The organism is Pantoea sp. Fr-CA_6, assembly GCF_024520895.1.
Lineage (GTDB): Bacteria > Pseudomonadota > Gammaproteobacteria > Enterobacterales > Enterobacteriaceae > Pantoea > Pantoea agglomerans.
Genome location: NZ_JALNPO010000004.1, coordinates 376,158 through 401,025, shown reverse-complemented (window position 1 = coordinate 401,025; position 24,868 = coordinate 376,158). Strand labels below are relative to the sequence as shown.

Annotated in this window: 27 protein-coding genes; 14 read left to right on the top strand and 13 right to left on the bottom strand. The window is 54.0% G+C overall.

Translation table 11 applies throughout. The annotated features are described in order from the left end of the window. Positions 1 to 50 precede the first annotated feature (50 nt). The 6 genes from NR201_RS10455 to NR201_RS10430 all read left to right on the top strand — a co-directional run bounded on the left by NR201_RS10455 (position 51) and on the right by NR201_RS10430 (position 3,482). A complete protein-coding gene (locus tag NR201_RS10455; protein WP_256849741.1) occupies positions 51 to 761 on the top strand; it encodes a LexA family transcriptional regulator in 711 nt (236 codons plus the stop codon). Between the two features lie 638 nt (positions 762 to 1,399). Further along, positions 1,400 to 1,681 carry a hypothetical protein gene (locus NR201_RS10450; RefSeq protein ID WP_163636910.1) on the top strand — a complete coding sequence of 94 codons (282 nt, stop codon included), beginning with the start codon at positions 1,400 to 1,402 and terminating at the stop codon, positions 1,679 to 1,681. Positions 1,682 to 1,777: 96 nt separating this feature from the next. After that, positions 1,778 to 2,188, top strand: a complete 411-nt coding sequence (locus NR201_RS10445; protein WP_143990286.1) for a hypothetical protein — start codon at positions 1,778 to 1,780, stop codon at positions 2,186 to 2,188. 252 nt (positions 2,189 to 2,440) lie between these two features. Beyond that, a complete protein-coding gene (locus tag NR201_RS22725; RefSeq protein ID WP_372340255.1) occupies positions 2,441 to 2,758 on the top strand; it encodes an Insecticidal toxin complex protein tccz in 318 nt (105 codons plus the stop codon). A gap of 111 nt (positions 2,759 to 2,869) precedes the next feature. Next, positions 2,870 to 3,088 (top strand): hypothetical protein, encoded by a 219-nt coding sequence (locus tag NR201_RS10435; protein WP_143990288.1) that lies wholly within the window; start codon positions 2,870 to 2,872, stop codon positions 3,086 to 3,088. A gap of 112 nt (positions 3,089 to 3,200) precedes the next feature. Next, complete coding sequence (locus NR201_RS10430) at positions 3,201 to 3,482, top strand: hypothetical protein (RefSeq protein WP_143990289.1); 282 nt, start codon at positions 3,201 to 3,203, stop codon at positions 3,480 to 3,482. A gap of 207 nt (positions 3,483 to 3,689) precedes the next feature. On the opposite strand, the gene NR201_RS10425 is transcribed toward NR201_RS10430, so the two are convergent. From NR201_RS10425 to copC, 5 genes are all read right to left on the bottom strand, one after another. Continuing rightward, complete coding sequence (locus NR201_RS10425; protein ID WP_191924763.1) at positions 3,690 to 4,130, bottom strand: hypothetical protein; 441 nt, start codon at positions 4,128 to 4,130, stop codon at positions 3,690 to 3,692. Positions 4,131 to 4,151: 21 nt separating this feature from the next. Next, the gene (locus NR201_RS10420) at positions 4,152 to 4,676 is read right to left on the bottom strand and encodes a hypothetical protein (RefSeq protein ID WP_256849740.1); all 525 of its coding nucleotides are present in this window, start codon (positions 4,674 to 4,676) and stop codon (positions 4,152 to 4,154) included. Between the two features lie 712 nt (positions 4,677 to 5,388). Next, positions 5,389 to 5,736, bottom strand: coding sequence for a YebY family protein (locus NR201_RS10415; protein ID WP_010258700.1), 348 nt, complete (start codon positions 5,734 to 5,736; stop codon positions 5,389 to 5,391). 28 nt (positions 5,737 to 5,764) lie between these two features. Next, entirely contained in the window at positions 5,765 to 6,640 is an 876-nt protein-coding gene (copD, locus tag NR201_RS10410) for a copper homeostasis membrane protein CopD (RefSeq protein ID WP_256849739.1), read from the bottom strand. A gap of 5 nt (positions 6,641 to 6,645) precedes the next feature. Continuing rightward, on the bottom strand, positions 6,646 to 7,023 hold the full coding sequence (copC, locus tag NR201_RS10405; RefSeq protein ID WP_256849738.1) for a copper homeostasis periplasmic binding protein CopC: 378 nt from the start codon (positions 7,021 to 7,023) through the stop codon (positions 6,646 to 6,648). Between the two features lie 151 nt (positions 7,024 to 7,174). On the opposite strand from copC, the gene NR201_RS10400 reads away from it, so the two are divergent. Further along, the gene (locus NR201_RS10400) at positions 7,175 to 7,408 is read left to right on the top strand and encodes a DNA polymerase III subunit theta (protein WP_010258692.1); all 234 of its coding nucleotides are present in this window, start codon (positions 7,175 to 7,177) and stop codon (positions 7,406 to 7,408) included. Next, positions 7,405 to 8,076, top strand: a complete 672-nt coding sequence (gene exoX, locus NR201_RS10395; RefSeq protein WP_010258689.1) for an exodeoxyribonuclease X — start codon at positions 7,405 to 7,407, stop codon at positions 8,074 to 8,076. Before NR201_RS10400 ends, exoX begins: the two co-directional genes overlap by 4 nt. Here the strand turns inward: exoX and NR201_RS10390 are convergent. Together NR201_RS10390 and NR201_RS10385 are read right to left on the bottom strand one after the other, a co-directional pair. Further along, positions 8,070 to 10,133: a prolyl oligopeptidase family serine peptidase gene (locus NR201_RS10390; protein ID WP_256849737.1), complete on the bottom strand. Its 2,064-nt coding sequence runs from the start codon at positions 10,131 to 10,133 to the stop codon at positions 8,070 to 8,072. The two genes, exoX and NR201_RS10390, sit on opposite strands and share 7 nt — an antisense overlap. Before the next feature lie 126 nt (positions 10,134 to 10,259). Then, entirely contained in the window at positions 10,260 to 10,916 is a 657-nt protein-coding gene (locus NR201_RS10385) for a tellurite resistance TerB family protein (RefSeq protein WP_010258682.1), read from the bottom strand. 166 nt (positions 10,917 to 11,082) lie between these two features. Here NR201_RS10385 and purT point away from each other — a divergent pair, with 166 nt between their 5' ends. Then, entirely contained in the window at positions 11,083 to 12,261 is a 1,179-nt protein-coding gene (gene purT, locus NR201_RS10380) for a formate-dependent phosphoribosylglycinamide formyltransferase (protein WP_187493153.1), read from the top strand. 33 nt (positions 12,262 to 12,294) lie between these two features. Here purT and NR201_RS10375 read toward each other — a convergent pair whose 3' ends face one another. Then, positions 12,295 to 12,933: a bifunctional 4-hydroxy-2-oxoglutarate aldolase/2-dehydro-3-deoxy-phosphogluconate aldolase gene (locus NR201_RS10375; RefSeq protein ID WP_010258674.1), complete on the bottom strand. Its 639-nt coding sequence runs from the start codon at positions 12,931 to 12,933 to the stop codon at positions 12,295 to 12,297. Between the two features lie 214 nt (positions 12,934 to 13,147). After that, on the bottom strand, positions 13,148 to 14,623 hold the full coding sequence (zwf, locus tag NR201_RS10370; RefSeq protein ID WP_010258671.1) for a glucose-6-phosphate dehydrogenase: 1,476 nt from the start codon (positions 14,621 to 14,623) through the stop codon (positions 13,148 to 13,150). A 364-nt stretch (positions 14,624 to 14,987) separates the two neighbouring features. Between zwf and NR201_RS10365 the strand changes: the two genes are divergently transcribed. The 3 genes from NR201_RS10365 to NR201_RS10355 all read left to right on the top strand — a co-directional run bounded on the left by NR201_RS10365 (position 14,988) and on the right by NR201_RS10355 (position 18,733). Beyond that, entirely contained in the window at positions 14,988 to 15,866 is an 879-nt protein-coding gene (locus NR201_RS10365; protein ID WP_256849736.1) for a MurR/RpiR family transcriptional regulator, read from the top strand. 107 nt (positions 15,867 to 15,973) lie between these two features. After that, a complete protein-coding gene (gene pyk / locus NR201_RS10360; protein WP_033757915.1) occupies positions 15,974 to 17,416 on the top strand; it encodes a pyruvate kinase in 1,443 nt (480 codons plus the stop codon). A gap of 84 nt (positions 17,417 to 17,500) precedes the next feature. Continuing rightward, positions 17,501 to 18,733, top strand: coding sequence for an MFS transporter (locus tag NR201_RS10355; protein WP_060680386.1), 1,233 nt, complete (start codon positions 17,501 to 17,503; stop codon positions 18,731 to 18,733). 119 nt (positions 18,734 to 18,852) lie between these two features. On the opposite strand, the gene lpxM is transcribed toward NR201_RS10355, so the two are convergent. From lpxM to znuA, 3 genes are all read right to left on the bottom strand, one after another. Continuing rightward, on the bottom strand, positions 18,853 to 19,827 hold the full coding sequence (lpxM, locus tag NR201_RS10350; protein WP_010670801.1) for a lauroyl-Kdo(2)-lipid IV(A) myristoyltransferase: 975 nt from the start codon (positions 19,825 to 19,827) through the stop codon (positions 18,853 to 18,855). Positions 19,828 to 19,952: 125 nt separating this feature from the next. Beyond that, positions 19,953 to 21,284 carry a murein DD-endopeptidase MepM gene (gene mepM / locus NR201_RS10345; RefSeq protein ID WP_010258653.1) on the bottom strand — a complete coding sequence of 444 codons (1,332 nt, stop codon included), beginning with the start codon at positions 21,282 to 21,284 and terminating at the stop codon, positions 19,953 to 19,955. Between the two features lie 13 nt (positions 21,285 to 21,297). Further along, complete coding sequence (gene znuA / locus NR201_RS10340; RefSeq protein ID WP_033757918.1) at positions 21,298 to 22,245, bottom strand: zinc ABC transporter substrate-binding protein ZnuA; 948 nt, start codon at positions 22,243 to 22,245, stop codon at positions 21,298 to 21,300. Between the two features lie 77 nt (positions 22,246 to 22,322). Here znuA and znuC point away from each other — a divergent pair, with 77 nt between their 5' ends. Further along, positions 22,323 to 23,078, top strand: coding sequence for a zinc ABC transporter ATP-binding protein ZnuC (gene znuC, locus NR201_RS10335; protein ID WP_010258646.1), 756 nt, complete (start codon positions 22,323 to 22,325; stop codon positions 23,076 to 23,078). Further along, positions 23,075 to 23,860, top strand: a complete 786-nt coding sequence (znuB, locus tag NR201_RS10330; RefSeq protein WP_010258643.1) for a zinc ABC transporter permease subunit ZnuB — start codon at positions 23,075 to 23,077, stop codon at positions 23,858 to 23,860. The genes znuC and znuB overlap by 4 nt, the downstream gene beginning before the upstream one ends. On the opposite strand, the gene ruvB is transcribed toward znuB, so the two are convergent. Further along, positions 23,861 to 24,865 (bottom strand): Holliday junction branch migration DNA helicase RuvB, encoded by a 1,005-nt coding sequence (ruvB, locus tag NR201_RS10325; protein WP_010258640.1) that lies wholly within the window; start codon positions 24,863 to 24,865, stop codon positions 23,861 to 23,863. Positions 24,866 to 24,868: the final 3 nt, after the last annotated feature.

The window sequence follows — 24,868 nt, the reverse complement described above, 5'->3', positions numbered from 1 at the left end:
AAATACATTCGGTACTTCTTTTTTAAGAACTTGAGTATTAGAATTCGGAGATGGAAAAGAAAAAAGAACTTACTCCAGAGCAGATGGCCGATGCTACTCGCCTGAAAGCTTTGTATGAGTCAAAGAAAAAGTCGCTGGGCATTACGCAGCAGCTTATAGCCGATGCTTTGGGTATAACCCAAGGCGGTGTTGGGCATTACCTGAACGGAAGAAACTCACTGAACGTGTCAGTGGCGTCTGTGTTTGCGAAGATGCTTCAATGCTCAATTGCTGATTTCAGCCCCACTCTTGCCAGAGAGGCAAGCAGTTACGCTTCAGCGGCTGATGCTAACGTATCAAACCCCAGAGACTACAACTCGACTGCACGCTACCCGGTACTAAGCAAGGTTCAGGCTGGCACATGGGCAGAAGCCTGTGAACCCTATACCATTAAGGATGTCGATATGTGGCTTGAATCTGACGCACATTTACAGGGAGATGCTTTCTGGTTACAGGTGGAAGGCGATTCGATGACAGCACCGATCGGACTAAGCATCCCGGCAGGAACGTATGTATTGTTCGATACAGGCCGCGAAGCGGTAAATGGGAGCCTGATCGTGGCAAAACTCACTGATGATAACGAAGCTACGTTTAAGAAGCTCATCATTGATGGCAGCCAGAAATATCTAAAGGGTTTAAACCCTCAGTGGCCTATGGTACCAGTGAACGGCAACTGCAGAGTATTGGGCGTGGCGATCGAGACGAAGATGAAGTTGGTGTAAAGCTCATTGGAAAGAAGAGGCTTTTGCTCAACTGGTACCCGACCCTTTCAGCCTTTACCAAAGCTTTAAAAACCGCTTACCCCGTAAGCCCGAAATTTGCGAAATACAAAAAGCCCGCCACTAAGCGGGCTTTTTTGTGTCTGTTCCCCTCTCCTGAAAAATAAATTCCCTTCTGAATCAAACAAATAATACCGTTGATATTATATTTAATACCAGGGGTATTGCCAATCACCAGTACCGCAAGTATTGTTTACACATCAGCAGGACGAACTCCTCACCAGGACGGTGATGCTCTTTAATAATATGACCTTTTGAATACACAAGCAGAGAAGAGCTTTTCAGGCTGATGCAATGAAGATGCTTGCTGATGTGGTAGCTCCCCAAAGCGAATAATCCTGAGTGGAAAGCTCCACACTTCAATACCCAGCAACCAGCGTCGCATGACAGCTGTTAACCCAGGAGAACATCAGAGGCCAGGTTTTCTGAAAGAGCGTAGTAAAGTTAATAATGGCACTAAACTAAATTAATAACTTAAAAGCTGCATATACATACAGTAAATAACTGTCCACGGCAAAAATGAGATTAAGTTGTCTGAATAAATTCAGAGCCTAACTCACTCAACTAAAAGAGGATTGACCATGTCTCATACAGACCAGGAATTTGAAGATCTGCAAGACCTTAACACCTTGTATCGCTCCGCGATTCTGGATACCACCGAAGCTCTCGGCTGGGGTATCGAAATTCTCACCAAAGTGGTAGCGGCAAGTAATGCTGGCACGCTGGGTTCGTTCTCTGCGACCGATCAATACCAGGCTAAGCAGACCCTGATGTATCTGAAAAGCCGCAAAGACGATAACGCCCAGTTCCGTAAACCCGGCGACCCGTCACCGCGTTCGTTTGCGCAGTTCGACAAAGGCTAACTCAATTAATTGAGTATTACATAGGCCGATCTCAAATCGGCCTGCTCAACCTAATTGAATTATCTGTATTAATCCTTGTTTAAAAGACTCTAAATTATGACTACTGCTACAGACCTTGCACAACAGGCAATAGAGAACATCAACGCTCTCAAAGCGCTGGCTGAAAGAACAGGTGAAGTCCCGACTGATGTTCAGGCTCAACTGGACGCTTATGCCAATCAGGTCGATAAACTAACCAGGCAGTTAGGCAGCGAGCAAGAGACCCGTGAGGGTTATCGCGTTAATATTTTGATGGATGCTGAGCAAATTGGCCTGGCTCTCGAAATCATGAATAAAATCGAGGATGGACTCGGCGATAAAAGCATTCCTCAAATGCCTGTTACTTTGCGACGTCAGCTTACTGAAACACTAATGTATGTTACGAATCGGCAGAGTGATCTCCTTGTTTATCGCAAAGAGGGTGACTCTGAACCTCGTTCGTACGAAGAGTACCGCATGGGAATTTAACTTTTAGTAAACAGCCGCCTGCGGGCGGTTTTTTTTTACCTGGCTTTGTTCGCAGCAGCAATGAGCACGAACGCAGCAAAAAATAAATTTTGAAAAGTGCTACAAAGTGCGTATGAAACCGAATAACCTTATAATTATTCTTTAATGCTCACAGTATGGATTCTGCATGCTTAGATCTGGGATTTTATTCGCTGCTTTTTATTATTTCTGGGGCCGCCATCGCAGAGCCTGGAAGTTTTACCTTTGACATTAATGACAGTCAAGAGCCGTACCAGCAGCATCATAGAATCAATCTATTATGTAGCCAGGGATAAAGTTGAGTCTGAGAATGTAATCTTCAACCTAACCAACGTGTGTGGTAAAAGGTTATATAAAGTTACGAGGCAAAATATTGGCAAGAGCCTTTCTATCTATTACAAAGGCAATCTGCTTTCAAGCACTATGATAGCCTCTGCGCTCAACAACAATTTCAGCCTATCAAGTAAAGAGATGCCTCGTGTGATCCTAATGCAGCTTCTTAATAATTACGGGCTAAGCATGGTTAGCGAAAAACCTGGCGGCGCACAGTAGAGATGAGCGCGATAGGGCTAACGTGGATTTTACCACATCAGGAGTCGCTTACAGGAATGTTGCGCTGCAGAATCCGTGTGGCACTGACCCGGCTTACCAGAAGGATGAGAAGTGACTATCGTTTTCATTCCCTCACTTATCAGCTTACTTGTTTTTAAAGCCGAGGAGAAAGGCTCTCCTTTGACTGAAGAGGAAGTATTAGATATTCGTGATAATGCTACCGCCATTAGCCTGCATACTGAAGGGGTCTTAAGCATGATTGAGAGTCGTGGATGTCAGGATATAGATTCGGAAAGTTGCTGGGACGAATGGCTGAATTACAATAAGTAGAGCTCAAGTTTTACCACGAAGAGTCGATGAAGTTTCCACGGGGATAAGACCCGATTTATCAAAAGGAGGAGAAGCTTTGAGGTGGATTTTTTTATCTGGAATGTTGCTTTCTATGACAGCAATAGCGGATGACAGGTCATTCGAAACGCCAGAGGTTAAATGCCTGAATCACCACACTATCCCGTTCATAAAGTCCGATATTCAGCCAAAAAAAATCGTTGATGAGGCTTATGTCATTTGCAAGCCTGAACTGGAGGAGTGGAAGAAAACGCAGGAACCGTTGCCTGCTGAAATGAAGCAGCGCATGCACAAAGAGCTTTATGACTTCTACATCAGGATGATTGAAAAACGACGAGATTATGAGACCAGTAAATCCGCAGAAGTCACCCACTGAGGCGGTTTTTTTAAAATGCAGCCGCTTACTGCACGGGCTATACCCTGACAGTGGCGGCATCGCTTACGGTATGGATGAACTGCATGCAGGCAGTACAGGTATTGATACTGATACTGCCGCATCGAATAGTGCATAGACGTAAAGGACTGAATTAAAATCCATTCTACGCCCGAATTTTTCAGTTAAAAACTTTTAATGACAAAATGTTTAATTCTGCCATTGAATCATTTCATCCAGCCTCTTTAGAATGTCGGGGAAATAGCTTTCATCAAGGCCAAAGCTGCCTTTAACCTGAACGCTGTCGGCATGAGGCTCCGGTCGAAGGATAAAATCAATAGTAACGCTATCAATAGTATTTTCATTTGTCAGTATCATATCAAGCTGATGAATATCGCTCTGATATTTAAACGACTTTAACTTTTGCTGAGCAATTATCGCCTGATGAAAAGCTGAAAATTCTTTTTTCAACATTTTCAACTCTCCAACAGTGAACTCAGTCTTAAACGCCACCTTCAGGCCGCTTACCGAGAATTCTATCCAGGACTGTATCCAATCCCAGTGATGGTTAACAGGATCGGCTTCGTTATCGACAACCCGTTCAAAAGGCGACACCGCAAAAACGAATTCTTCATCTCTGATATCAAACATATGTACGTTCCTGTCGGTTAATCAAAAATACCTAAAATGAGTTATCGTCCAATCTGATACCCTTACCACAACCTCAAGAGTGTACTTCTTATACTCAGTGATATTTTTCTTACGGTGTAATTTATACATTTCCGTTTCATAACGATACATACCCTCTCCGTTGCGAGGATCGGCCATGCGTCTGCCATAGCGGATAGCTCTTTCCTGAATATGTAACGGAACATAGCGACCCGGCTCATACATGTGCCTCGCCGCTGTTTCGGTCATTTTCAGGTTACACGCCGATAAACCCGTTTTTAACCTGGCACGCAGGAACATTATTGTTGCCTGGCTGAGTCTGGCACTTATAGCAGCTCGTGTACCAGCCTCCAATAATGCGCGGCCAGCGCGGAAAATTCGAAATACACCAAACGCAAGAAGCGCTATGTCTGTAGGATCAATCAGTGGCGTTTCGAGAGGTGCCTCTTCAAGTCGAACAAAATGCCCCTGCACATCGTATATCTGCCACAGACCGGGAGCCTGAGCCACAGAATAACCAATGCACATGCCGCTGGACTCATCCAGCACCGGCTGTGCGTTTCGTGGCAGCACACGTGGTCTCAATTCAAAAATACGTTGCCCGATAGTGGTGACTGAAATGTGTAATATCTGCCAGGTTCTGTGATTGCATTCCCTGCATTCATTATCGTTCCCTCATTTTCATGTGACTTAATAGAGTGCCACAGGATAGTAGAGCGGTCATTACCGAGTACTGCAACGCCGTTCACTCAGCAAACTTCTCTCGCACGGGCTGCACAGCCTATACCTGATGCTCCTGGCAGGGCTTCAACCATGAGTAAAACAGGTGGCAGATTATCGCCACGGTGTCCCTTTCATAGAGAGGTAATAAAGCAGGGTTGTAACTTATATGAATAGGAAAAATGGCAATGACATAATGGAATGGCGTCTTGCAGAAGAGTGGAGAAGAACACAACGGAAAAAGACTAAGTTATTGATTGAAAATCATTAACAGATGGGCGGCATCTGACAAAAAAAGACCGAATACGATTCCTATATTCGGTCCAGGGAAATGGCTCTCAAGGAGCCGTGCGCTAAAAGTTGGCATTTATGAAGGCGATGTCGCCTTGCCATTTAACATTAGAACAGCGCGGTGGAATTGCCAGCAAACGGGAGGCGCAGGACCATAAACCGGATCAGTTTGTGATCGCAACGGCAAAAAAGAGGGGTTGGGCGCAGCGCGGTGCTGCACCCGACAGGTTTATTTACCGCATAGCGCCTGGGTGCGCTCAACAATCGGCTGCAGACTCATCATCTGGCCCGGATGCGCTTTATCTTCAACCTGGATCACGCTGATCGGCTGCGCTTTCACCTGTTTATTTTTGAACAGTGTGTCGGCGATATCGTTCAGGGGGTATGTCATCAGCGTGCTCGGGTTGATGGCAAACATCGCACCATCTTTCTCACAGGTCAGCATCACCTCTTCACGGTTAAACGGCCACTTCTCTTTACCGATCTCAAAGCGGCTGACGGTAATGATTTGTGCCGCCAGCGCCTGGCCGCATACGGATAACAACAGGATTGCGGGGATCACTTTCTTCAGCAACATAACTACCCTTTTCTCTCTTAAACCACATTCAGGCTGGCGACAGCGTGGCAAATACGCTGACCAGCCCAACCACTCCACACGCCAGCAGCAGTTCAAGCTGCGTCATGCGAATAAATTTCTGCTGCGTCCCGCTGCCCGCCAGGCGGAATCGCGGCACCAGCCAGTATCGGTTAATCAGCGCCACCAGCACCATCAGGGCAACCAGCAACACTTTACACAGCAACAATACAATGTAGCGTGAATCGTGCCACGTCAGCGGCCAGCCCGCGATCATCACGCTGTTTATCAGACCACTCAGCAGCGTTAACGCCACCGCCAGATGACCATAGCGCGAAAAGCGCATCATGGTACGGATAGCGTCGGTGCGGCGATCGATCTGGCGCGCCTCCCGCATCAACAGCAACAGAGGCACTAATCCGCCCGTCCAGAACGCCGCGGCAATCAGATGTAGTGCATGATTGAGCTGCTGAAACAATCCCGGCCAGCCATCGCGCATCGCGGCATGACCAATCAGAGCCATGCAGGCCAGTTGCAGAACGCCCGCCAGCAGTAACACCTGCTGACGCAGCCGCCCGGTCAGTAGCAACCCGGCAACGGCCAGCAGGCTAAACAGGATTTCCCACAGCCACACGCCACCGAAGTGCGTGCCAATCACCGCCAGCCAGATATCGACATCGGCCAGATTGGCGCTGTCGCCGCTCATCAACACATTCTGGCAGGCCAGCATCGCCAGCGCACTCAGCAGCGCCAGCCAGGCGCTCCCTTTCACCAGCGGGTTTAATCGTCGCGCCAGTAGTGGTCGATAGCGTCCGGGTGCCAGCAGCGCACTGTAACAGGCGCTGCCGGTCAGCAGCATCACGGCGGCAAAATGCAGCGCGCGTAACAGGATCCAGAGGCTGGTCACCGGAGTTACTTCACGCTAAAGCGATAGCTTCCTGCGGTTTTATGTCCATCCACTGACAGCACATGCCAGTTAACCTGATAGCTGCCCGCTCGCAGCGGCTGAGACAGGCCCACAATCAGCCGGTTTTTCTGGCCAGATTCAACGCGGGCTTTAGCAGTGGCGACGGGCTTCTGTGCACTATCCAGCAGCGTAACGCCGCTGAATGCCGCTTCAATATCTTCACTGAAGTTCAGCGTCAGCGCATCGGTGGATGTCGTTACCTGCGCTTTGGCCGCCGGGATAGAAGACTGGAGATGTGCATGCGCCGCTGCCAGCGAACTGAATGTCATCAGTCCGGCTGCCGCCAGCGCAATAACCATGCGGGAAATCAGTTTTTTATGCATAAGATCATCCTTTTAACCGCCGCCAGGGCGATAAACGTGGCAAAAGGATACGCTGCTGTATTTGCACTGTCGAGGCCAGCGATGCGATCCTTTATCCTTGATTCAGACCGCCGAAAACATTACTTTTGCCCGCTATCGTCAGGAGAATATTATGAGCCATAACCTTGCCCTGCTGTCCCAGGAAGAGAAAGACAAGATTAATGTCGATTTGGCGGCAGCGGGTGTGGCGTTTAAAGAGCGCTATAACATGCCGATCGTCGCCGAAATGGTGGCGCAGGAGCAGCCCGAAGCGCTGCGTGACTGGTTTCGTCAGCGTCTGATGCACTACCGCCAGGCGTCGCTCAGCCTGTCGCGCCTTCCTTATGAACCGAAGATGAAGCAATGATATTTCGCGTTATTGATACCGAAACCTGCGGTCTGCAGGGTGGCGTGGTCGAAGTGGCGTCCGTGGATGTGGTCAACGGCCAGATTGTGAATCCGATGAGCGATCTCATCCTGCCCGACCGCCCTATCAGCCGTCAGGCGATGGCCGTGCATCGCATCACCGAAGCGATGGTCGCCGGTAAGCCGACCATTGAAGAGGCGATCCCACGCTATCACGGCAGTGCTTTTTACGTGGCGCATAACGCCAGTTTTGATCGCCGGATGCTGCCGGAAATGTACGGAGAGTGGATCTGCACCATGCAGCTGGCGCGTCAGCTCTGGCCGGGCATTAAATATGGCAACCAGGCACTGCGTCATTCGCTGAAACTGGATGTCACGCCGCCCGCCGACCTGCATGCCCACCGCGCGCTCTATGACTGCTATGTTACGGCAGCACTGCTGATTCGAATTATGGAGACCTCCGGCTGGAGTGCCTCCGAGATGATTGTGCGGTCACAACCGGCGGCTCAACGCGACGACGTTCTGCCGTTTGGCAAATACCGCGGCCAGGCGATCGCGGTGGTTGCGCGCAAGGATCCGGGCTATCTGAAGTGGATGCTGGATAACGTCAGCGATCTGCGCCCGCCATTGCGGCAGGCGCTGCGTAAGTACCTGACCGAATCTCAGTAATCCTGAGCTGGCGGTAAGGTGCCCTGCGCCAGTCCCAGCAGGAAGGTGTATTCCATCGCGATCCCTTCATAGGCTTTGTAGCGCCCCGACTTGCCGCCGTGACCCGCATCCATGTCGGTGCAGAGCAGCAGCAGGTTATTGTCGGTTTTCATCGATCTCAGCTTCGCCACCCACTTGGCTGGTTCCCAGTACTGCACCTGCGAATCATGCAGGCCGGTGGTGACCAGCAGATGAGGATAGGCTTTCGCCTCGATGTTGTCATAAGGGCTGTACTGGCGGATATAACGGTAGTACTCAGGATCATTAGGGTTGCCCCACTCGTCATACTCGCCAGTGGTCAGCGGAATCGACTCATCCAGCATCGTGGTCACCACATCCACAAACGGCACCTGGGCAACCACGCCGTGGAACCGCTGCGGTGCCAGGTTAATTACTCCGCCCATGAGCAAGCCACCCGCGCTGCCACCCATGGCATAGAGTCGTTCCGGGTGTCCGATGCCACGCGCCACCAGCGCGTTAGTGACATCGATAAAATCGGTGAAGCTGTTCATTTTGTTCAGCAGGCGACCGCCGTCATACCATTGCTGCCCCAGCTCACCGCCGCCGCGCACCTGTATCAGCGCATAGACAAAGCCGCGATCCAGCAGGCTCAGGCGGCTGACGCTGAAATCGGCATCCATACTGCTGCCGTAGGCACCGTAGCCATACACCAGCATCGGATTCTGACCGGGTTGATAATGTTTGCGGTGATAGACCAGCGATACCGGCACTTCGGTGCCATCGCTGACTTTGATCCAGTGATGTTCGCTTTTGTAATCTTCCGCGTTAAAGCCTTTCACCGCGCTCTGCTTCAGGATGCGGCGTTCGCCGGTATCCATATCCAGTTCAAACAGCGTGGTCGGCGTGGTCATCGACGAATAGCCGTAACGCAGTTTGCTGGTGCGCGGCGTCGGATTGTAGGCCAGCCAGGTCACATAGGTCGGATCGTCAAAGGCGATGCCGCTGGTTTCACCGCTGGCCCAGTTGATCTGCCGCAGGCTGGTTAAGCCGCGCTGGCGCTCCTCGACCACCAGCCAGTCCTGAAACAGCTGAAAATCTTCCATCACCACCTGTTCCCGTGCCGGGATCAGGGTTTCCCAGCGTGACTCGTCCAGATAGCGGCTGCGGTACAGCCCGAAGTTCTCGCCTTCCCGGTTGGATCGAATGAAGAACTGATGATCGTAGTGGTCGATGCTGTACTCATGATCGCGGCGGCGCGGCAGAAACACATGCGGCTGCGCGTCGGGGAAGTTCGCATCAATCAGCTGAATTTCGCTGGTGTTGGTGCTGTAGAGGGCAATCATGATGAACTGCTTGGAGGTGGTCTTATGTACGCTGAGATGATAAGTGTCATCCTGCTCTTCATAGACCAGCTGGTCGTCGAACTGCGGCGTACCCAGTTCGTGTCGCCACACCTGATAAGAAAGCAGCGTCTGCGGGTGTTTTCGCACATAGTAGAGGGTGCGCGAGTCATTACCCCACGCGAAGCTGGAAGAGGCGTTGCTCAGCACTTCAGGGTACCAGCTGCCACTCTCCAGGTTACGGAAGCGGATGCCATATTGCCGGCGAGACAGGAAATCTTCAGCCAGCGCCATGACCCGGTTATCCGGACTGATATGCAGCGCGCCCATGGTATAGAAATCACTGTGCGAGGCGCGCTGGTTGGCATCCAGCAGCAGGCTCCACTCGCCAGACTCATCGCTCGCGGCGGGCTGGCGGTAATAGGCCGGGTATTCGTTACCGCTCTGATAACGGCTCTGATAACGGTAGCCATTTTTCACATAGGGCACTGAGTGATCTTCAGGCGGCAGCCGATCGATAATCTCTTTTAATACCCGGTCCTGCAGTGGCTGCTGTGACGACATGATTTTTTTGCCGTAGTTGTTTTCGGCACGCAGGTAATCAAGGACCTCGCTGTTTTCGCGCTTGTCGTCGCGCAGCCAGTAGTAGTTGTCAACGCGCGTCTCGCCGTGCAGCGTCATCTCATGGGGTATTTTTTTTGCGATGGGTGCTTTCATCCATCCGTCTCCGTGAACGTAATGATCTGTAAGCGTAACACTTCAGCAGCGGGAAGCCAGGTATAGGTTGAGAAGCAGCCGCTGGCGGATCACATCCTGTGACCCGCCAGCGGAATATCAGAGGGATTAACTGGCGGGTAAACGGGCTTTCTCAGCCTCAAGATCCTGCTGGATACCGTCGCGAACATCCTGGGGGATTTTCAGCGCGTCGCCCAGCGCGGAGAGATAACTGCGCTCCATGAAGTGATCAACGTCGATGGCGGCACAGCTCAGGAAGTAGAGCTCCAGCGCCTCCTCCTCGTTCTTCACATCGGCGGCCAGCCACTGCGGATCCAGCGGGCGGTTCATCGCTTTCTGGATCAGCTGTTCCGCTTCCTGACCGTAGCCAGACTGATGAATATTCTGCTCAATGGCTGCCCGTTCCTGATCGTCAATGTGCCCGTCGCTTTTGGCGGCAAACACCAGCGCCGTCACCAGACGTTCGGCCCGCAGGTTAACCGGCGTCTGCGCCACGCCAAAGTCAGGTTCATTCTGGTGCGCTTCGCTGACCCGCTGCTTGTATTTGTTCCATAACACCGCGCCCGCAGCCGCACCGCCACCGATAATCAGCGCCTTGCCGCCATATTTTGTCAGCAGTTTTCGCGACGATTTACTGGCAATCAGCATACCGGCCAGGCCGCCCAGCGCACCCGGCGCCAGCATGTCGCTTAAGCCGCCGCCCGATTTGCCCTCACCGCCCTTCTTCGTCAGTACCGACTGAATTTGTTGCAACCAGTTATTCATCATCCACTCCTTTTAAGATGTCAGTCCGCTATCCTGACGAAAAGGATGTCAGGAAACGTCAGAGCGGGAAAAGTAAGGCAAAAGGTCGTGCCAGATGGACGAAAGATGAGAACGCAAACGTTTTCGTTTATACTTGCGCGCGAATTTTGACTGCTTAGGTGAAGAAATGACGACTCTCGGAACAGCGCTGCGTCCGGCAGCAACGCGTGTGATGCTATTGGGTTCAGGTGAACTGGGTAAAGAAGTGGCGCTGGAGTGTCAGCGTCTGGGTGTGGAAGTGATCGCGGTTGATCGTTACGCCGATGCCCCGGCGATGCACGTCGCCCATCGCAGCCATGTGATTAACATGCTGGATGGCGCGGCGCTGGCTGCGCTAATCGCTGAAGAGAAGCCTGATTTTGTCGTACCGGAAATCGAAGCCATCGCCACGGAGACCCTGGTTGAACTGGAGCAGCAAGGCCAGCGCGTGGTGCCGACTGCCCGTGCCGCGCGGCTGACCATGAACCGCGAAGGCATTCGTCGGCTGGCGGCTGAAGAGCTCTCTCTGCCGACCTCCCGCTATCGCTTTGCCGATAGCAAGGCGCGCTTTGATGAAGCGGCTACCGAAATCGGCTTTCCCTGCATTGCGAAGCCGGTGATGAGTTCATCCGGCAAAGGTCAGAGCTTTATCCGCGACGCCAGCCAGCTCGATAACGCCTGGGACTATGCGCAACAGGGTGGCCGCGCGGGTGCCGGACGCGTCATCGTCGAAGGGGTTGTCGACTTCGATTTCGAGATCACCCTGCTCACCATCAGCGCAGTCGATGGCATTCATTTCTGTGCGCCGATTGGTCACCGTCAGGAGGATGGCGATTACCGTGAATCCTGGCAGCCGCAGCAGATGAGTGATGTGGCGCTGCAGCGGGCACAGGATGTTGCCGCGCAGGTGGTTAAGGCGCTGGGTGGCTATGGCTTGTTTGGCGTTGAGCTGTTTGTCTGCGGTGATGAGGTGGTATTCAGCGAAGTTTCGCCGCGTCCTCACGACACCGGCATGGTGACGCTGATTTCGCAGGATCTGTCAGAGTTTGCGCTGCACGTGCGGGCGTTTCTCGGTCTGCCGATTGGCGCGATTCGCCAGTATGGTCCGTCAGCGTCCGCCGTTATTCTGCCGCAACTCACCAGCCAGAATGTGCAATTTGTGAATGTCGAAGCGGCGTTGGGTGCCGGTCTGCAACTGCGCCTGTTCGGCAAGCCGGAAATCAGCGGTCAGCGTCGTCTGGGCGTGGCGCTCGCCAGCGGTGACAGCACCGATCAGGCGATTGCGCGTGCCGTTGCCAGCGCAGCAGCGGTCACGGTTCAGGGGTAAAGGTGTGCGGTGAGCAGACGCTCACCGCATAACTTACTTCGCGCCTTCGACAGCTTCGCGTGCCAGGCGGGTGATGCGATCCCAGTCGCCCGCTTCCAGCGCGTCGTTGGGCACCAGCCACGAACCGCCGATGCACAGCACGCTTTTCAGCGCCAGATAGTCACGGTAGTTCGCCGGAGAGATGCCGCCGGTCGGGCAGAATCGCACCTGCGGGAAGGGTCCGCCAATCGCCTGCAGCGCTTTAACGCCGCCGTTCGCTTCTGCCGGGAAAAACTTGAACTCGCGCAGACCGTAGTCCATACCGGTCATTAACTCAGAAACGGTGCTGATGCCGGGAATCAACGGTACCGGCCCTTCAACCGCCGCTTTCAGCAGCGACTCGGTGACGCCTGGACTGATCACAAACTGCGCACCGGCATCGGTCACTTCCTGTAACTGCTGCGGGTTAATCACCGTTCCCGCACCGACGATCGCATCCGGTACTTCTTTAATCATCGCACGTAAGGCATCCATCGCCACTGGCGTGCGCAGCGTCACTTCCAGCACTCTGACACCACCTGCCACCAGCGCTTTTGCCATCGGCACGGCGTGTTCCAGTTTGTTCACAACGATGACCGGCACCACAGGTCCGGTGGTCAGAATCTGTTCTGCACTCGTTTTCCAGTTTTTCATCAGTTCCCCTTGCTTGATAACACCGGGATTGCGACCCGGTCATGGAGCATCGGCTCCTGCCCTGTAAATTGCGCCACTACCATACATGATCAGCTTCCTGAGCGTCTATCATCATGCGACCATTTTGAAACGGCAGTTCAATTTTATTCGTGTTGACTGGCCCGGATTAAGGGCGAAAAAAAAGCCCGCGTTGCGGGCTTCATCATCACTTCCGTTATTCGAACTCGTTCCACGAGCGGCCATCGCGGGTAATCATCGCCACTGAAGCCACCGGGCCCCAGGTGCCCGCCTGATACGGCTTGGAAGAGTCGCCGTCCGCAGCCCAGGCGTCGATAATGGAATCGACATAGGTCCACGCGGCTTCCACTTCATCGCGGCGCACAAACAGCGCCTGGATACCGCGCATGCTCTCCAGCAGCAGACGCTCGTAAGCATCGGCAAGGTGCGACTGGTTAAAGGTCTCGGAGTAGCTCAGATCCAGCTTGGTGGTCTGCAGTTTGTGCTTGTGATCGAGGCCCGGCACTTTATTCAGGATCTCGATATCCACCCCTTCGTCCGGCTGCAGACGAATCGTCAGTTTGTTCTGTGGCAACTCTGAGTAGGAGTCTTTAAACAGGTTCATTTCCGGGTTTTTGAAGTAGACCACGACTTCTGAACACTTGGTCGGCAAACGCTTACCGGTGCGCAGGTAGAACGGCACGCCCGCCCAGCGCCAGTTGTCGATATCGACACGTATTGCCACGAAGGTCTCTGTGGCGCTCGACTTATTGGCACCCTCTTCTTCCAGGTAGCCCGGCACTTTTTTGCCCTGCACAAAGCCAGCGGTGTACTGGCCGCGAACGGTTTTCTCACGCACGTTGGTCTGATCGATGCGGCGCAGCGAGCGCAGCACTTTAACTTTTTCGTCACGGATGCTGTCGGCGCTGAGGTCGGACGGCGGTGACATGGCGATCATGGTCAGAATCTGCAGCAGGTGGTTCTGGATCATGTCGCGCATCTGGCCCGCTTTATCGAAGTAACCCCAGCGGCCTTCGATACCCACTTCTTCGGCCACGGTAATCTGGACGTGGTCGATGGTGCGGTTATCCCAGTTATTCACGAAGATAGAGTTAGCAAAGCGCAGCGCCAGCAGGTTAAGCACGGTCTCTTTGCCGAGATAGTGGTCAATACGGAACACCTGGCTCTCATCAAAGTACTCACCAACGCTGTCGTTGATCTCCTGCGAGGTTTCCAGTGAGGTACCCAGCGGCTTCTCCATCACTACGCGCGCCGGTTTAGCATTCAGCTTCGCGGTGCCCAGACCCTGACAGATGGCGCCAAAGGTGCTGGGTGGCATGGCGAAGTAGTTGATGGTGGTGCGATTTTTCTGGTCCAGCATCTTGCCCAGTTTCGGAAAGTGCGTGGTGTCGTTGACATCGAGGTTGCAGAAGTCGAGACGATTGCTGAGTTTGTCCCACAGCGCTTCGTCAATCTTCTCCTTCATGAAGGTTTCCAGCGCTTCACGTACCACTTTGGTGTATTCCGCTTTATCCCACTCGGCACGGCCGACACCAATAATGCGGGTTTCCTCGTGGATCTGCCCCGCTTTCTCTAACTGGTACAGTGAAGGCAACAGTTTACGGCGTGCAAGATCGCCTTTGGCACCGAAAATCACCAGATCGCATGCCTGGGCTGTTTGTGTTACCGCCATTTTCCTCTCCTCGTTGCAGGATAGTCCGGTGGTGATGCATCCTCTGCCACCGGGTCCAGGTTATTATTTTCTTTGAGCACAATGTACTTTTTTCCCCGCGCCAGGTAAACCGACTCGCCGGGTCAACCGCATTAACTCTGTACCGGATGTGCTAAGCGCGTGTGATGACACGTGCGGATTGCCGGTTTTTTCTGTGTCTGTTGGTGTCAGGAAAATCAGGCACCGGTCAAAGTATCCCAAAAAAAAGGGCAATCGACTTGTCCGCCGTTGCGCCTGGCAGGTGATGACACGATATAGTCTCTGTTAATCGACCCTGACGACAGGGATAATTGAAATTGCTAAAAGTGATTATGGTCATCGGCTTATGAATATGCTGGAAAAAATTGAGGCGCAGTTCGCCGCGCTCAGCAATGCGGAACAGAAAGTCGCCCGGCAGATTCTGGCTGCGCCGCAGGCGGCGATGCACTCCAGCATCGCCACCCTGGCGCGTGAAGCCTGCGTCAGTGAACCCACGGTGAATCGCTTCTGTCATCGACTGGGCGCGCGCGGCTTTCCCGACTTTAAGCTGCAACTGGCGCAGAGCCTGGTGAAAAGCAGCAACTGGGTCAGCCGGGGCGTGGAGGACGATGACAGTGTGGAGAACTACAGCCACAAAATCTTTGACTCGGCGCTGGCAGGGCTGCAGCGGGTGCGGGATCAACTGGATAGCACCCAACTGCAGCAGGCCGTCACCCTGCTCACTCAGGCTGACAAACTCGCCTTTTTCGGGCTGGGTGCTTCCGCTGTGGTGGCGCATGACGCCTTTACCAAATTTCTGCGCTTTAATCTGCCGGTCATCTGGTCAGACGATATTGTGATCCAGCGCATGAGTTGCATAAATAGTCGAGCCGGTGACGTTTTTGTTCTCATTTCGCATACTGGACGCACAAAAAATATGGTAGAACTGGCTCGCCTGGCCCGTGTAAACGGTTCCACCGTTATAGCCATCACCTCTGCCGATTCTCCCCTTGCCCATGAAGCAGCGATAGCTTTAGTGCTTGATGTACCGGAAGATACGGATATCTATTTGCCGATGGTATCGCGCCTGGCGCAGTTGACCGTGATCGATGTGTTGGCGACCGGTTTCACCCTGGAACGGGGTGCGCCCTTCCGGGAAAACCTGAAACGCGTGAAAGAGGCGTTGAAAGCGTCGCGTTACGAAAAGCACACCATTCGGGAAAAGGATGATCAGCAAAAAAATTAACATCACATTTACAATGTGAGTCGTATCACAACCCGTCGATCATATAGAATAGATAACCATGCTGTGTCCACAGACCAGGGCACGCTTAAATGTTTACGGAGTCCTCGATGTCAAGACGTCTCAGAAGAACCAAAATCGTTACAACCCTCGGCCCGGCCACCGATCGTGATAATAATTTAGAAAAAATCATCGCTGCCGGCGCGAACGTTGTACGACTCAACTTCTCTCACGGCACGCCAGAAGATCACCAGATCCGCGCCGATAAAGTGCGTGAGATTGCCGCAAAACTGGGTCGCCACGTGGCCATCCTCGGTGACCTCCAGGGTCCAAAAATTCGTGTTTCAACCTTCAAAGAAGGCAAAGTTTTCCTGAATATCGGCGACCGTTTCCTGCTGGATGCCAATCTGGGTAAAGGCGAAGGCGATAAAGAGCGCGTCGGTATCGACTACAAAGGCCTGCCTGCAGATGTGGTGCCGGGCGATATCCTGCTGCTGGATGATGGCCGCGTGCAGCTGAAAGTGCTGGAAGTTCAGGACATGAAAGTGTTTACCGAAGTCACCGTGGGTGGCCCGCTGTCGAACAACAAAGGCATTAACAAGCTGGGCGGCGGACTCTCAGCTGAAGCGCTGACCGAAAAAGATAAAGCGGATATCATCACTGCCGCCAAAATCCGCGTCGACTATCTGGCCGTCTCTTTCCCACGCTGTGGTGAAGATATGAATCTGGCACGGCGTCTGGCGCGCGAAGCAGGTTGTGACGCCAAACTGGTCGCAAAAGTGGAACGTGCTGAAGCCGTCGCCAGCCAGGAAGCGATGGATGACATCATTCTGGCCTCTGATGTGGTGATGGTGGCGCGTGGCGATCTGGGCGTTGAGATTGGCGATCCGGAACTGGTCGGCATTCAGAAAGCATTGATTCGTCGTGCCCGCCAGCTTAACCGCACCATCATTACCGCGACCCAGATGATGGAGTCGATGATCACTAACCCGATGCCGACCCGCGCAGAAGTGATGGACGTGGCGAACGCAGTACTGGATGGCACCGATGCCGTGATGCTCTCTGCGGAAACCGCAGCGGGTCAGTATCCGGCTGAAACTGTCTCAGCGATGGCGAAGGTCTGCCTGGGCGCAGAGAAGATCCCGAGCGTCAACGTCTCCAAGCATCGTCTGGACGTGCAGTTCGACAATGTCGAAGAAGCGATTGCTATGTCATCCATGTACGCCGCGAACCACCTGCAGGGCGTCACCGCGATCATCACCATGACCGAGTCGGGCCGTACCCCGCTGATGACCTCACGTATCACCTCAGGCCTGCCGATTTTTGCCATGTCACGCCATGAACGCACACTGAATCTCACCGCGCTCTATCGCGGCGTGACGCCAGTGTTCTTCGACAGCAATAACGATGGTGTGGCTGCTGCACACGATGCGGTTAACCTGCTGCGCGACAAAGGCTTCCTGGTCTCTGGCGATCTGGTCATTGTGACGCAGGGCGATGTGATGGGCGCAACCGGCACCACCAATACCACACGTGTGCTGCGCGTGGATTAATTGAGTCCGGGTTTACAATGTCGGTGTAGAATAAACGACGCGACTGCCTGGCAGTCGCGTTTTCTTTTCTGACAAGGAGGCCAGATGGCCCGTTTCCACCCCATCAGCCAGCTTACCGGCCGAATTTTACTCTTTCCTCTGGCGTTAGTGCTGTTCGAGTTTGCCACCTATATTGCTCATGACATGATCCAGCCTGGCATGCTGATCGTCACCAGCGAATTTTCCGTCGGCCCTGAATGGGTCTCCACCTCCCTGACCGCCTACCTGATTGGCGGCGTGGTGCTGCAATGGCTGCTGGGTCCTCTCTCTGATAAGTTTGGCCGGCGACCGGTGATGCTCTTCGGCATCCTGTTTTTTGCCGTCGCCTGCATGCTGATGCACTGGGTCAGCTCGATTGAGGAATTTGTCAGCCTGCGCTTTATTCAGGGCATCAGCCTCTGCTTTATCGGCGCGGTCGGTTATGCCGCAATTCAGGAAGCCTTCGATGAGGCGCTGGCGGTGCGCATGATGGCGCTGATGGCCAACGTGGCGCTGCTGGCTCCGCTGGCGGGTCCGCTTGCTGGTGCAGCCTGGCTCACCATTGGCAGCTGGCGCAGCATGTTCTGGCTGTTTGCCGCCTGCAGCCTGGTCGCCTTTGTGGTGCTGTGGCGTGTGATGCCCGAAACCGCAGGTGACCGCAGTCATTCCATCGCCCTGCCCAATCTTGCACGCAACTATGGCCGGCTGATGAAAGACCGGCTGGTGATGTTTGGTTCCTTCGCTATCGGGCTGGTGTTTATCCCGATCCTCACCTGGGTTGCTCTTTCGCCGGTGATCCTGATGCACGACGAAGGTCTGTCACGCATGCAGTACGCCCTGTTGCAGCTGCCGGTATTTCTGGCGATGATCGCCGGTAACCTGACGCTGAGTAAGCTGGCGGGACGCGTGCCGATTGAGCAGCCGGTGAAGTTCGCCGCCTGGCCGATTCTGATTGGTCTGAGCCTGGCGCTGGTGGCGAGCCTGATGAACAGCCACGGCTATCTGCTGATAACCGCTGGCCTGAGTCTCTACGCCTTTGGCGCGGGCATGGTCAATGCCGGACTGTATCGCCTGACGCTCTACGCCAGCAACGAAGGCAAAGGCAGTGTGGCTGCGATGCTGGGAATGATCAGTATTATGACGCTGGCGGTGGGAATTGAGCTGGCGAAAAGCGGCTACTTCAGCGGCGGCACGCTGTGGTTCTGCCTGGTCAATTTTATCAGCGGCATGCTCTGGTTTGGTCTGGTGATCCTGTTTATGCGCGAGCGTAAACGTCGCAGCAGGCTGGAGGCGTTATAAAAAGGCAGCCCAGCCACAGGTGTGTCCTGAGCAGGCAGCTCAGAAGCTCAAAGCAAGGGAGCACACACCTGTAGCCAGTGATTAGGAGATAAGAAAAGGCCGCTTTCGCGGCCTTTTTGCTATTTGCGCGGATAGAGATCTTTGCGCGAATAGGGCTCGATGTCACCCTCTTTGCGGGTCTTCAGCAGCTTGAGGATCCAGGTGTACTGCTCGGGATGCGGGCGGACAAACACTTCCACTTCTTCATTCATCCGGCGAGCCAACTGGTGATCGTCAGCTTCCAGCAGATCGTCCATCGGCGGACGCACATAAATCTCAAGCTTGTGCGTTTCGCTGTTATAAACCGGAAACAGCGGCACCACGCGCGCGCGGCACACTTTCATCAGTCGCCCTACCGCAGGCAGCGTCGCTTTATAGGTGGCAAAGAAATCGACGAACTCGCTGTGCTCCGGGCCATGATCCTGATCGGGCAGGTAGTAGCCCCAGTAGCCCTGACGGATCGAACTGATAAAGGGTTTAATGCCGTCGTTGCGGGCATGAAGCCGTCCGCCATAACCGCGGCGTGCGGTGTTCCACGCATAGTCCATCAGCGGATCGCTCTGGTTATGGAACATTGCCGCCATCTTTTGCCCTTCTGACGCCAGCAGCATGGCAGGAATATCCACCGCCCAGCCGTGTGGCACCAGGAAAATCACATTTTGCTGGTCCGCTTTCATCTGGTCGATAATGTCACGACCATGCCACTCTACACGTTCACGGATACGTGCCGGATCGCGCAGCACCAGCTCGGTCATCATTGCCATCGCCTGCGGTGCCGTCGCAAACATCTCATCGACCAGCGTTGCACGCTGCGCCTCGCTGAGTTCCGGCAGACAGTAATAGAGGTTAATCAGCGCACGGCGACGTGCGCCCTTTGCCAGCTTACCGGCGAATTTGCCTAACCGACCCAGCAGCGGATCGCGCACTTTCGGCGGTAAATACGCCAGACCCGCCAACGCACCAATTGCCAGCCAGCTGCCCCAGTATTTAGGTTTGAGAAAAGAACGTTCAAAAACGGGAATAAATTCAGTGTTATTTTTTTTACGGGTTTCCATGCACTCGCCTCAAGCAATGACCGGCTAATGATAGTGACGACCTGAAAATTTGCAATCATCCTGCGCCATATAGCAAAAAACCGACGGGAAACCCGTCGGTTTTTGCGCGATTTGACGAAATTCGCTTACTTCAGACCCAGCTGAGGCAGCCAGGATTTAACCTGTGCCATGTAATCGCTGCGATCTTTACCGGTCAGGCCTTCCATGCGCGGCAGTTTCGCCGTTAATGGGTTGACCGCCTGATTATTGATCCAGATTTCAAAATGCAGATGCGGCCCGGTGGAACGTCCGGTGTTGCCTGACAGTCCAATACGGTCGCCACGCTTCACTTTCTGACCTGGCTTCACCAGCACTTTCTTCATGTGCATATAGCGCGTCATATACTGACGGCCATGACGAATGGCGACATAGTTACCCGCGGCACCGCCGTTCTTCGCCACCACTATTTCACCATCACCCACTGCCAGCACCGGCGTACCGATCGGCAGCGCAAAGTCGACGCCTTTATGAGGCGCTATGCGGCCGGTAACCGGGTTGAGACGACGCGGATTAAAGTTAGAGGAGACACGATACTGCTTAACCGTCGGGAAGCGCATAAAGCCGCGCGCCAGACCGGAGCCGCTGCGATCGTAGAACTTGCCATCTTCGGCGCGGAAAGCGTAATAGTCTTTACCCCCGCTGCGCAGGCGCACACCCAGCAACTGGCTTTGCGCACTCTTGCCATCCAGCATTTCGCGTGACATCAGTACGCTGAACTGGTCACCCGCACGCAGTTTACGGAAGTCCATCTGCCACTGCAGCGCTTTGATCACGGCGCTGGCTTCGGCACTGCTCAGTCCGGCACGCTGGGCGCTGGCGGCAAAACTGCCGCGCACTTCGCCCTGCATCACGCTGTTGCGCCATTCACCCTTCTGCATCTCCGCATCCATCTTAAAGCCACCTTTAGGGGTGCGCTCATAGGTGCGGGTTTCACGGCGGGAAATTTCCCAGCTCAGGGTTTTCAGGCCACCATCATCATCCAGCGTCCAGCTCAGCTGCTGACCAACCTGCAGATTACGCAGATCGCGGTCGCTCATCACCAGCGCATTAATGTCACTGATGTCGATGCCATACTGATTCAGGGCACTGCTCAGAGTATCGCCGGATGAAACGGTGTAGTCGTGAACACCGGCCGTTTCGGGCACGTCGGTGTCCACATCGTCCGCAGGCAATTCTTCTTCCGGTTCCGGTGTGCTCTGATCGATAGGCTCACTGGCTTCCGGCAACAGCGTGCGGAACGTGTTCTTATCCAGTTCGATGTTTTTGACGATGGGCGTCACATCATCCGAAGGATGATAAACGTAAGGCCGCCAGACAGCGACGGCCAGAGTGACTACAGTTAAAGAACCCAGCATTACGCGGTGGGGGCGCGGCAAATTATTAAATGCGAGGGCGACAGAGCGGGCTATCTGCTGCACTTTTACCTATTCCTCATGCTCCATTCAGGCAGCTTTCATACTGGCTCGACAGTTGTGAGAGGAATTTCACATAGCTGTCTTTGGCTAAGCTGATGTCTGTTCCCAGGGGATCGAGCGTGCCTTTACGCACCTGCGTTCCGCGGGCGACAGCATCGATGACTGCTGGCCTGAATTGTGGCTCAGCAAAGACGCAGACCGCCTTTTGCTCAACCAACTGTGTTCGTATCTGATGTAAACGCTGAGCGCCCGGTTGAATTTCAGGATTGACGGTAAAGTGCCCGGTGGGCGAGAGACCGTATTGTTTTTCAAAGTACGTGTAAGCGTCGTGAAAAACGAAATATCCTTTATTTCTGACCGGAGCGAGTTGTGCGCTAACGCGTTTGTCCGTGTCCGCCAAAGCTACCTCAAACTGCTGGAGGTTGGCGTCAAGTTTGGCTTTATCTTGCGGCATAAGTTCCAATAATTTTCCATGGATTGCAACCGCGGTCTTGCGCGCAATCTCTGGCGACAACCACAGGTGCATATTAAACTCGCCGTGATGATGGTGATGGGCATCGGCCTCCTGTTCTTCGGATTTTTCCGCTGTGTGTTCATCTTCATCTTCACCACCGCTAATCAATAACGGTTTTACCCCGTCGATGTTCACCATCGCGAGGTTTTTTTGGGCCGGAAGTTCAGCCGCAGACTTCGCCATAAAGGCTTCCATTTCAGGCCCGACCCATACAACTAAGTCCGCGTTTTTTAAGCGTTTTGCATCTGAGGGCCGCAGGGAATAGTCGTGTTCAGAGGCACCGTCCGGTAGCAGAACATCAACCGGTGTGACACCATCGGCAATGGCCGCAGCGATAAACCCTACCGGTTTGAGTGAAGCCACGACATTCGCCTGAGCTGGAAGGGTTAACGAAGCTGTAACGGAGAAAGCAGTTAAGGCGAAAATTGCGCCCTTTTTATTATGTAACATATTGCGTCATTCCATCGTGACCATGAGGTGGAATGTGATATTATAACATTCGAAATTCTGTGCAACCTGTAAATACTATGACCTCACTTGTCACACTCGATAATGTTTCGATAAAGTTTAACCAGCGCAATGTGTTATCCGGTGTCAGCCTGGCACTGCAGCCTGGCCGCATCCTCACCCTGCTGGGTCCTAACGGCGCCGGAAAATCAACGCTGGTGCGTGTGGTGCTGGGACTGCTCGCTCCCACCACCGGTTCCGTTCAGCGTGATCCCGGTCTGCGAATTGGCTATGTGCCACAGAAGCTGCACATCGACCCGACCCTGCCGGTGACCGTTGAACGCTTTATGCGTCTGACCCGTGGCAGCAAAAACGCCGAGATCCTGCCGGCACTGAAACGCGTGCAGGCGGGTCACCTGCTCAACGCCCCGCTGCAAAAGCTTTCCGGTGGTGAAACCCAGCGTGTGCTGCTGGCGCGCGCTCTGCTGAATCAGCCTCAATTGCTGGTACTCGATGAGCCTACTCAGGGTGTGGATGTGAATGGTCAGGTGTCACTCTATGACCTTATCAATCAGTTACGTGTTGAACTGAACTGCGGCGTACTCATGGTCTCCCACGATCTGCATCTGGTGATGGCCAAAACCGACGAAGTGCTGTGCCTTAACCATCACATCTGTTGTTCCGGCACCCCGGAAGCGGTATCGCAGCATCCGGAATTTATCGCCATGTTTGGTCCGCGCGGCGCGGAGGAGCTGGCGATTTATCGTCATCATCATAATCACCGTCACGACCTTCAGGGACGTATCGTTTTACGCAAAGGACAGGGTCCATCATGATTGAGTTGTTATTACCGGGCTGGATAGGCGGTGTGATGTTAGCGCTGGCTGCCGGTCCGCTGGGATCGTTTGTTGTCTGGCGCAAGATGTCCTATTTCGGCGATACTCTGGCACATGCCTCTCTGCTGGGCGTGGCATTTGGCCTGCTGTTTAACGTGAATCCTTACTACGCGGTGATTCTGGTTACGGTCTGCCTGGCGCTGGGACTGGTCTGGCTGGAGCGTCGTCCACATCTGGCTATCGATACCCTGCTGGGGATTATGGCGCACAGCGCGCTGTCGCTGGGCCTGGTGGTGGTCAGCCTGATGAAGAACGTTCGCGTCGATCTGATGGCTTATCTGTTTGGCGACCTGCTGGCGGTGACGCCAGACGATCTCTGGATGATGGGTGGCGGCGTGGTGATCGTGCTGCTGGTGATGGCGTGGCAGTGGCGGTCGCTGCTGTCGATGACCATCAGCCCGGAACTGGCACAGGTGGACGGCGTCAATATCCAGCGTACCCGTCTGATCCTGATGCTGGTCACGGCACTGACTATCGGAGTGGCAATGAAGTTCGTGGGTGCGCTGATCATCACCTCACTGCTGATTATCCCCGCTGCGACCGCTCGTCGCTTTGTGCGTTCACCGGAAGGCATGGCGGCCGTCGCCGTAGTCATCGGGGTGATTGCCGTCACCGGCGGCCTGACCTTCTCCGCCTTCTACGACACGCCTGCCGGGCCGTCAGTGGTGCTCTGCGCCGCCATCCTGTTTATTTTCAGTATGGTCCGGAAACCAGCAGTCTAGTTACTCTTCGCGCGTGATGCCGAAGTGACGATAAGCGTGCTGCGTGGCCATCCGGCCACGCGGTGTGCGCTGAATGAAGCCCTGCTGAATCAGGAAGGGTTCAATCACATCTTCGATGGTTTCCCGCTCTTCACCAATGGCCGCAGCCAGGTTATCCAGTCCCACCGGCCCACCCATAAATTTGTCGATGATCGCCAGCAGCAGTTTACGGTCCATATAATCGAACCCTTCGCTGTCTACGTTAAGCATATCCAGCGCGCTGCAGGATACTTCACCGCTCAGGTCACCATTTGCCCGCACTTCGGCGAAGTCACGAACGCGGCGCAGCAGGCGATTGGCAATACGCGGCGTGCCGCGGGCGCGACGGGCGATCTCTAACGCCCCTTCGTCACTCAGCGCCAGACCCAGACAGGCGGCGCTGCGGCCTACGATGTGCTGCAAATCTTTAACCTGATAGAACTCAAGCCGCTGCACAATGCCGAAACGATCGCGCAGCGGCGAGGTCAGCGAGCCAGCACGCGTGGTGGCACCAATCAGGGTAAACGGCGGCAGATCGAGCTTGATTGAGCGCGCAGCCGGGCCTTCGCCAATCATGATATCCAGCTGATAATCTTCCATCGCCGGGTAGAGTATCTCTTCCACCACCGGTGAGAGACGATGGATTTCATCGATAAACAGGACGTCATGCGGTTCAAGGTTGGTCAGCATCGCCGCCAGGTCGCCCGCCTTTTCCAGCACCGGACCTGAAGTAGTGCGAAGATTGACACCCATCTCGTTGGCCACGATGTTCGCCAGGGTGGTTTTACCCAGTCCCGGCGGACCGAAGATCAGCAGATGATCGAGCGCATCGCCGCGCAGTTGCGCTGCCTTGATGAAAATCTCCATCTGCTCACGCACCTGCGGCTGACCGACATACTCGGTCAGCATCTTCGGGCGAATAGCGCGGTCAATAACCTCTTCTTCGCTGATACTGGCAGCGGAGATCAGGCGGTCGGCTTCTATCATGAC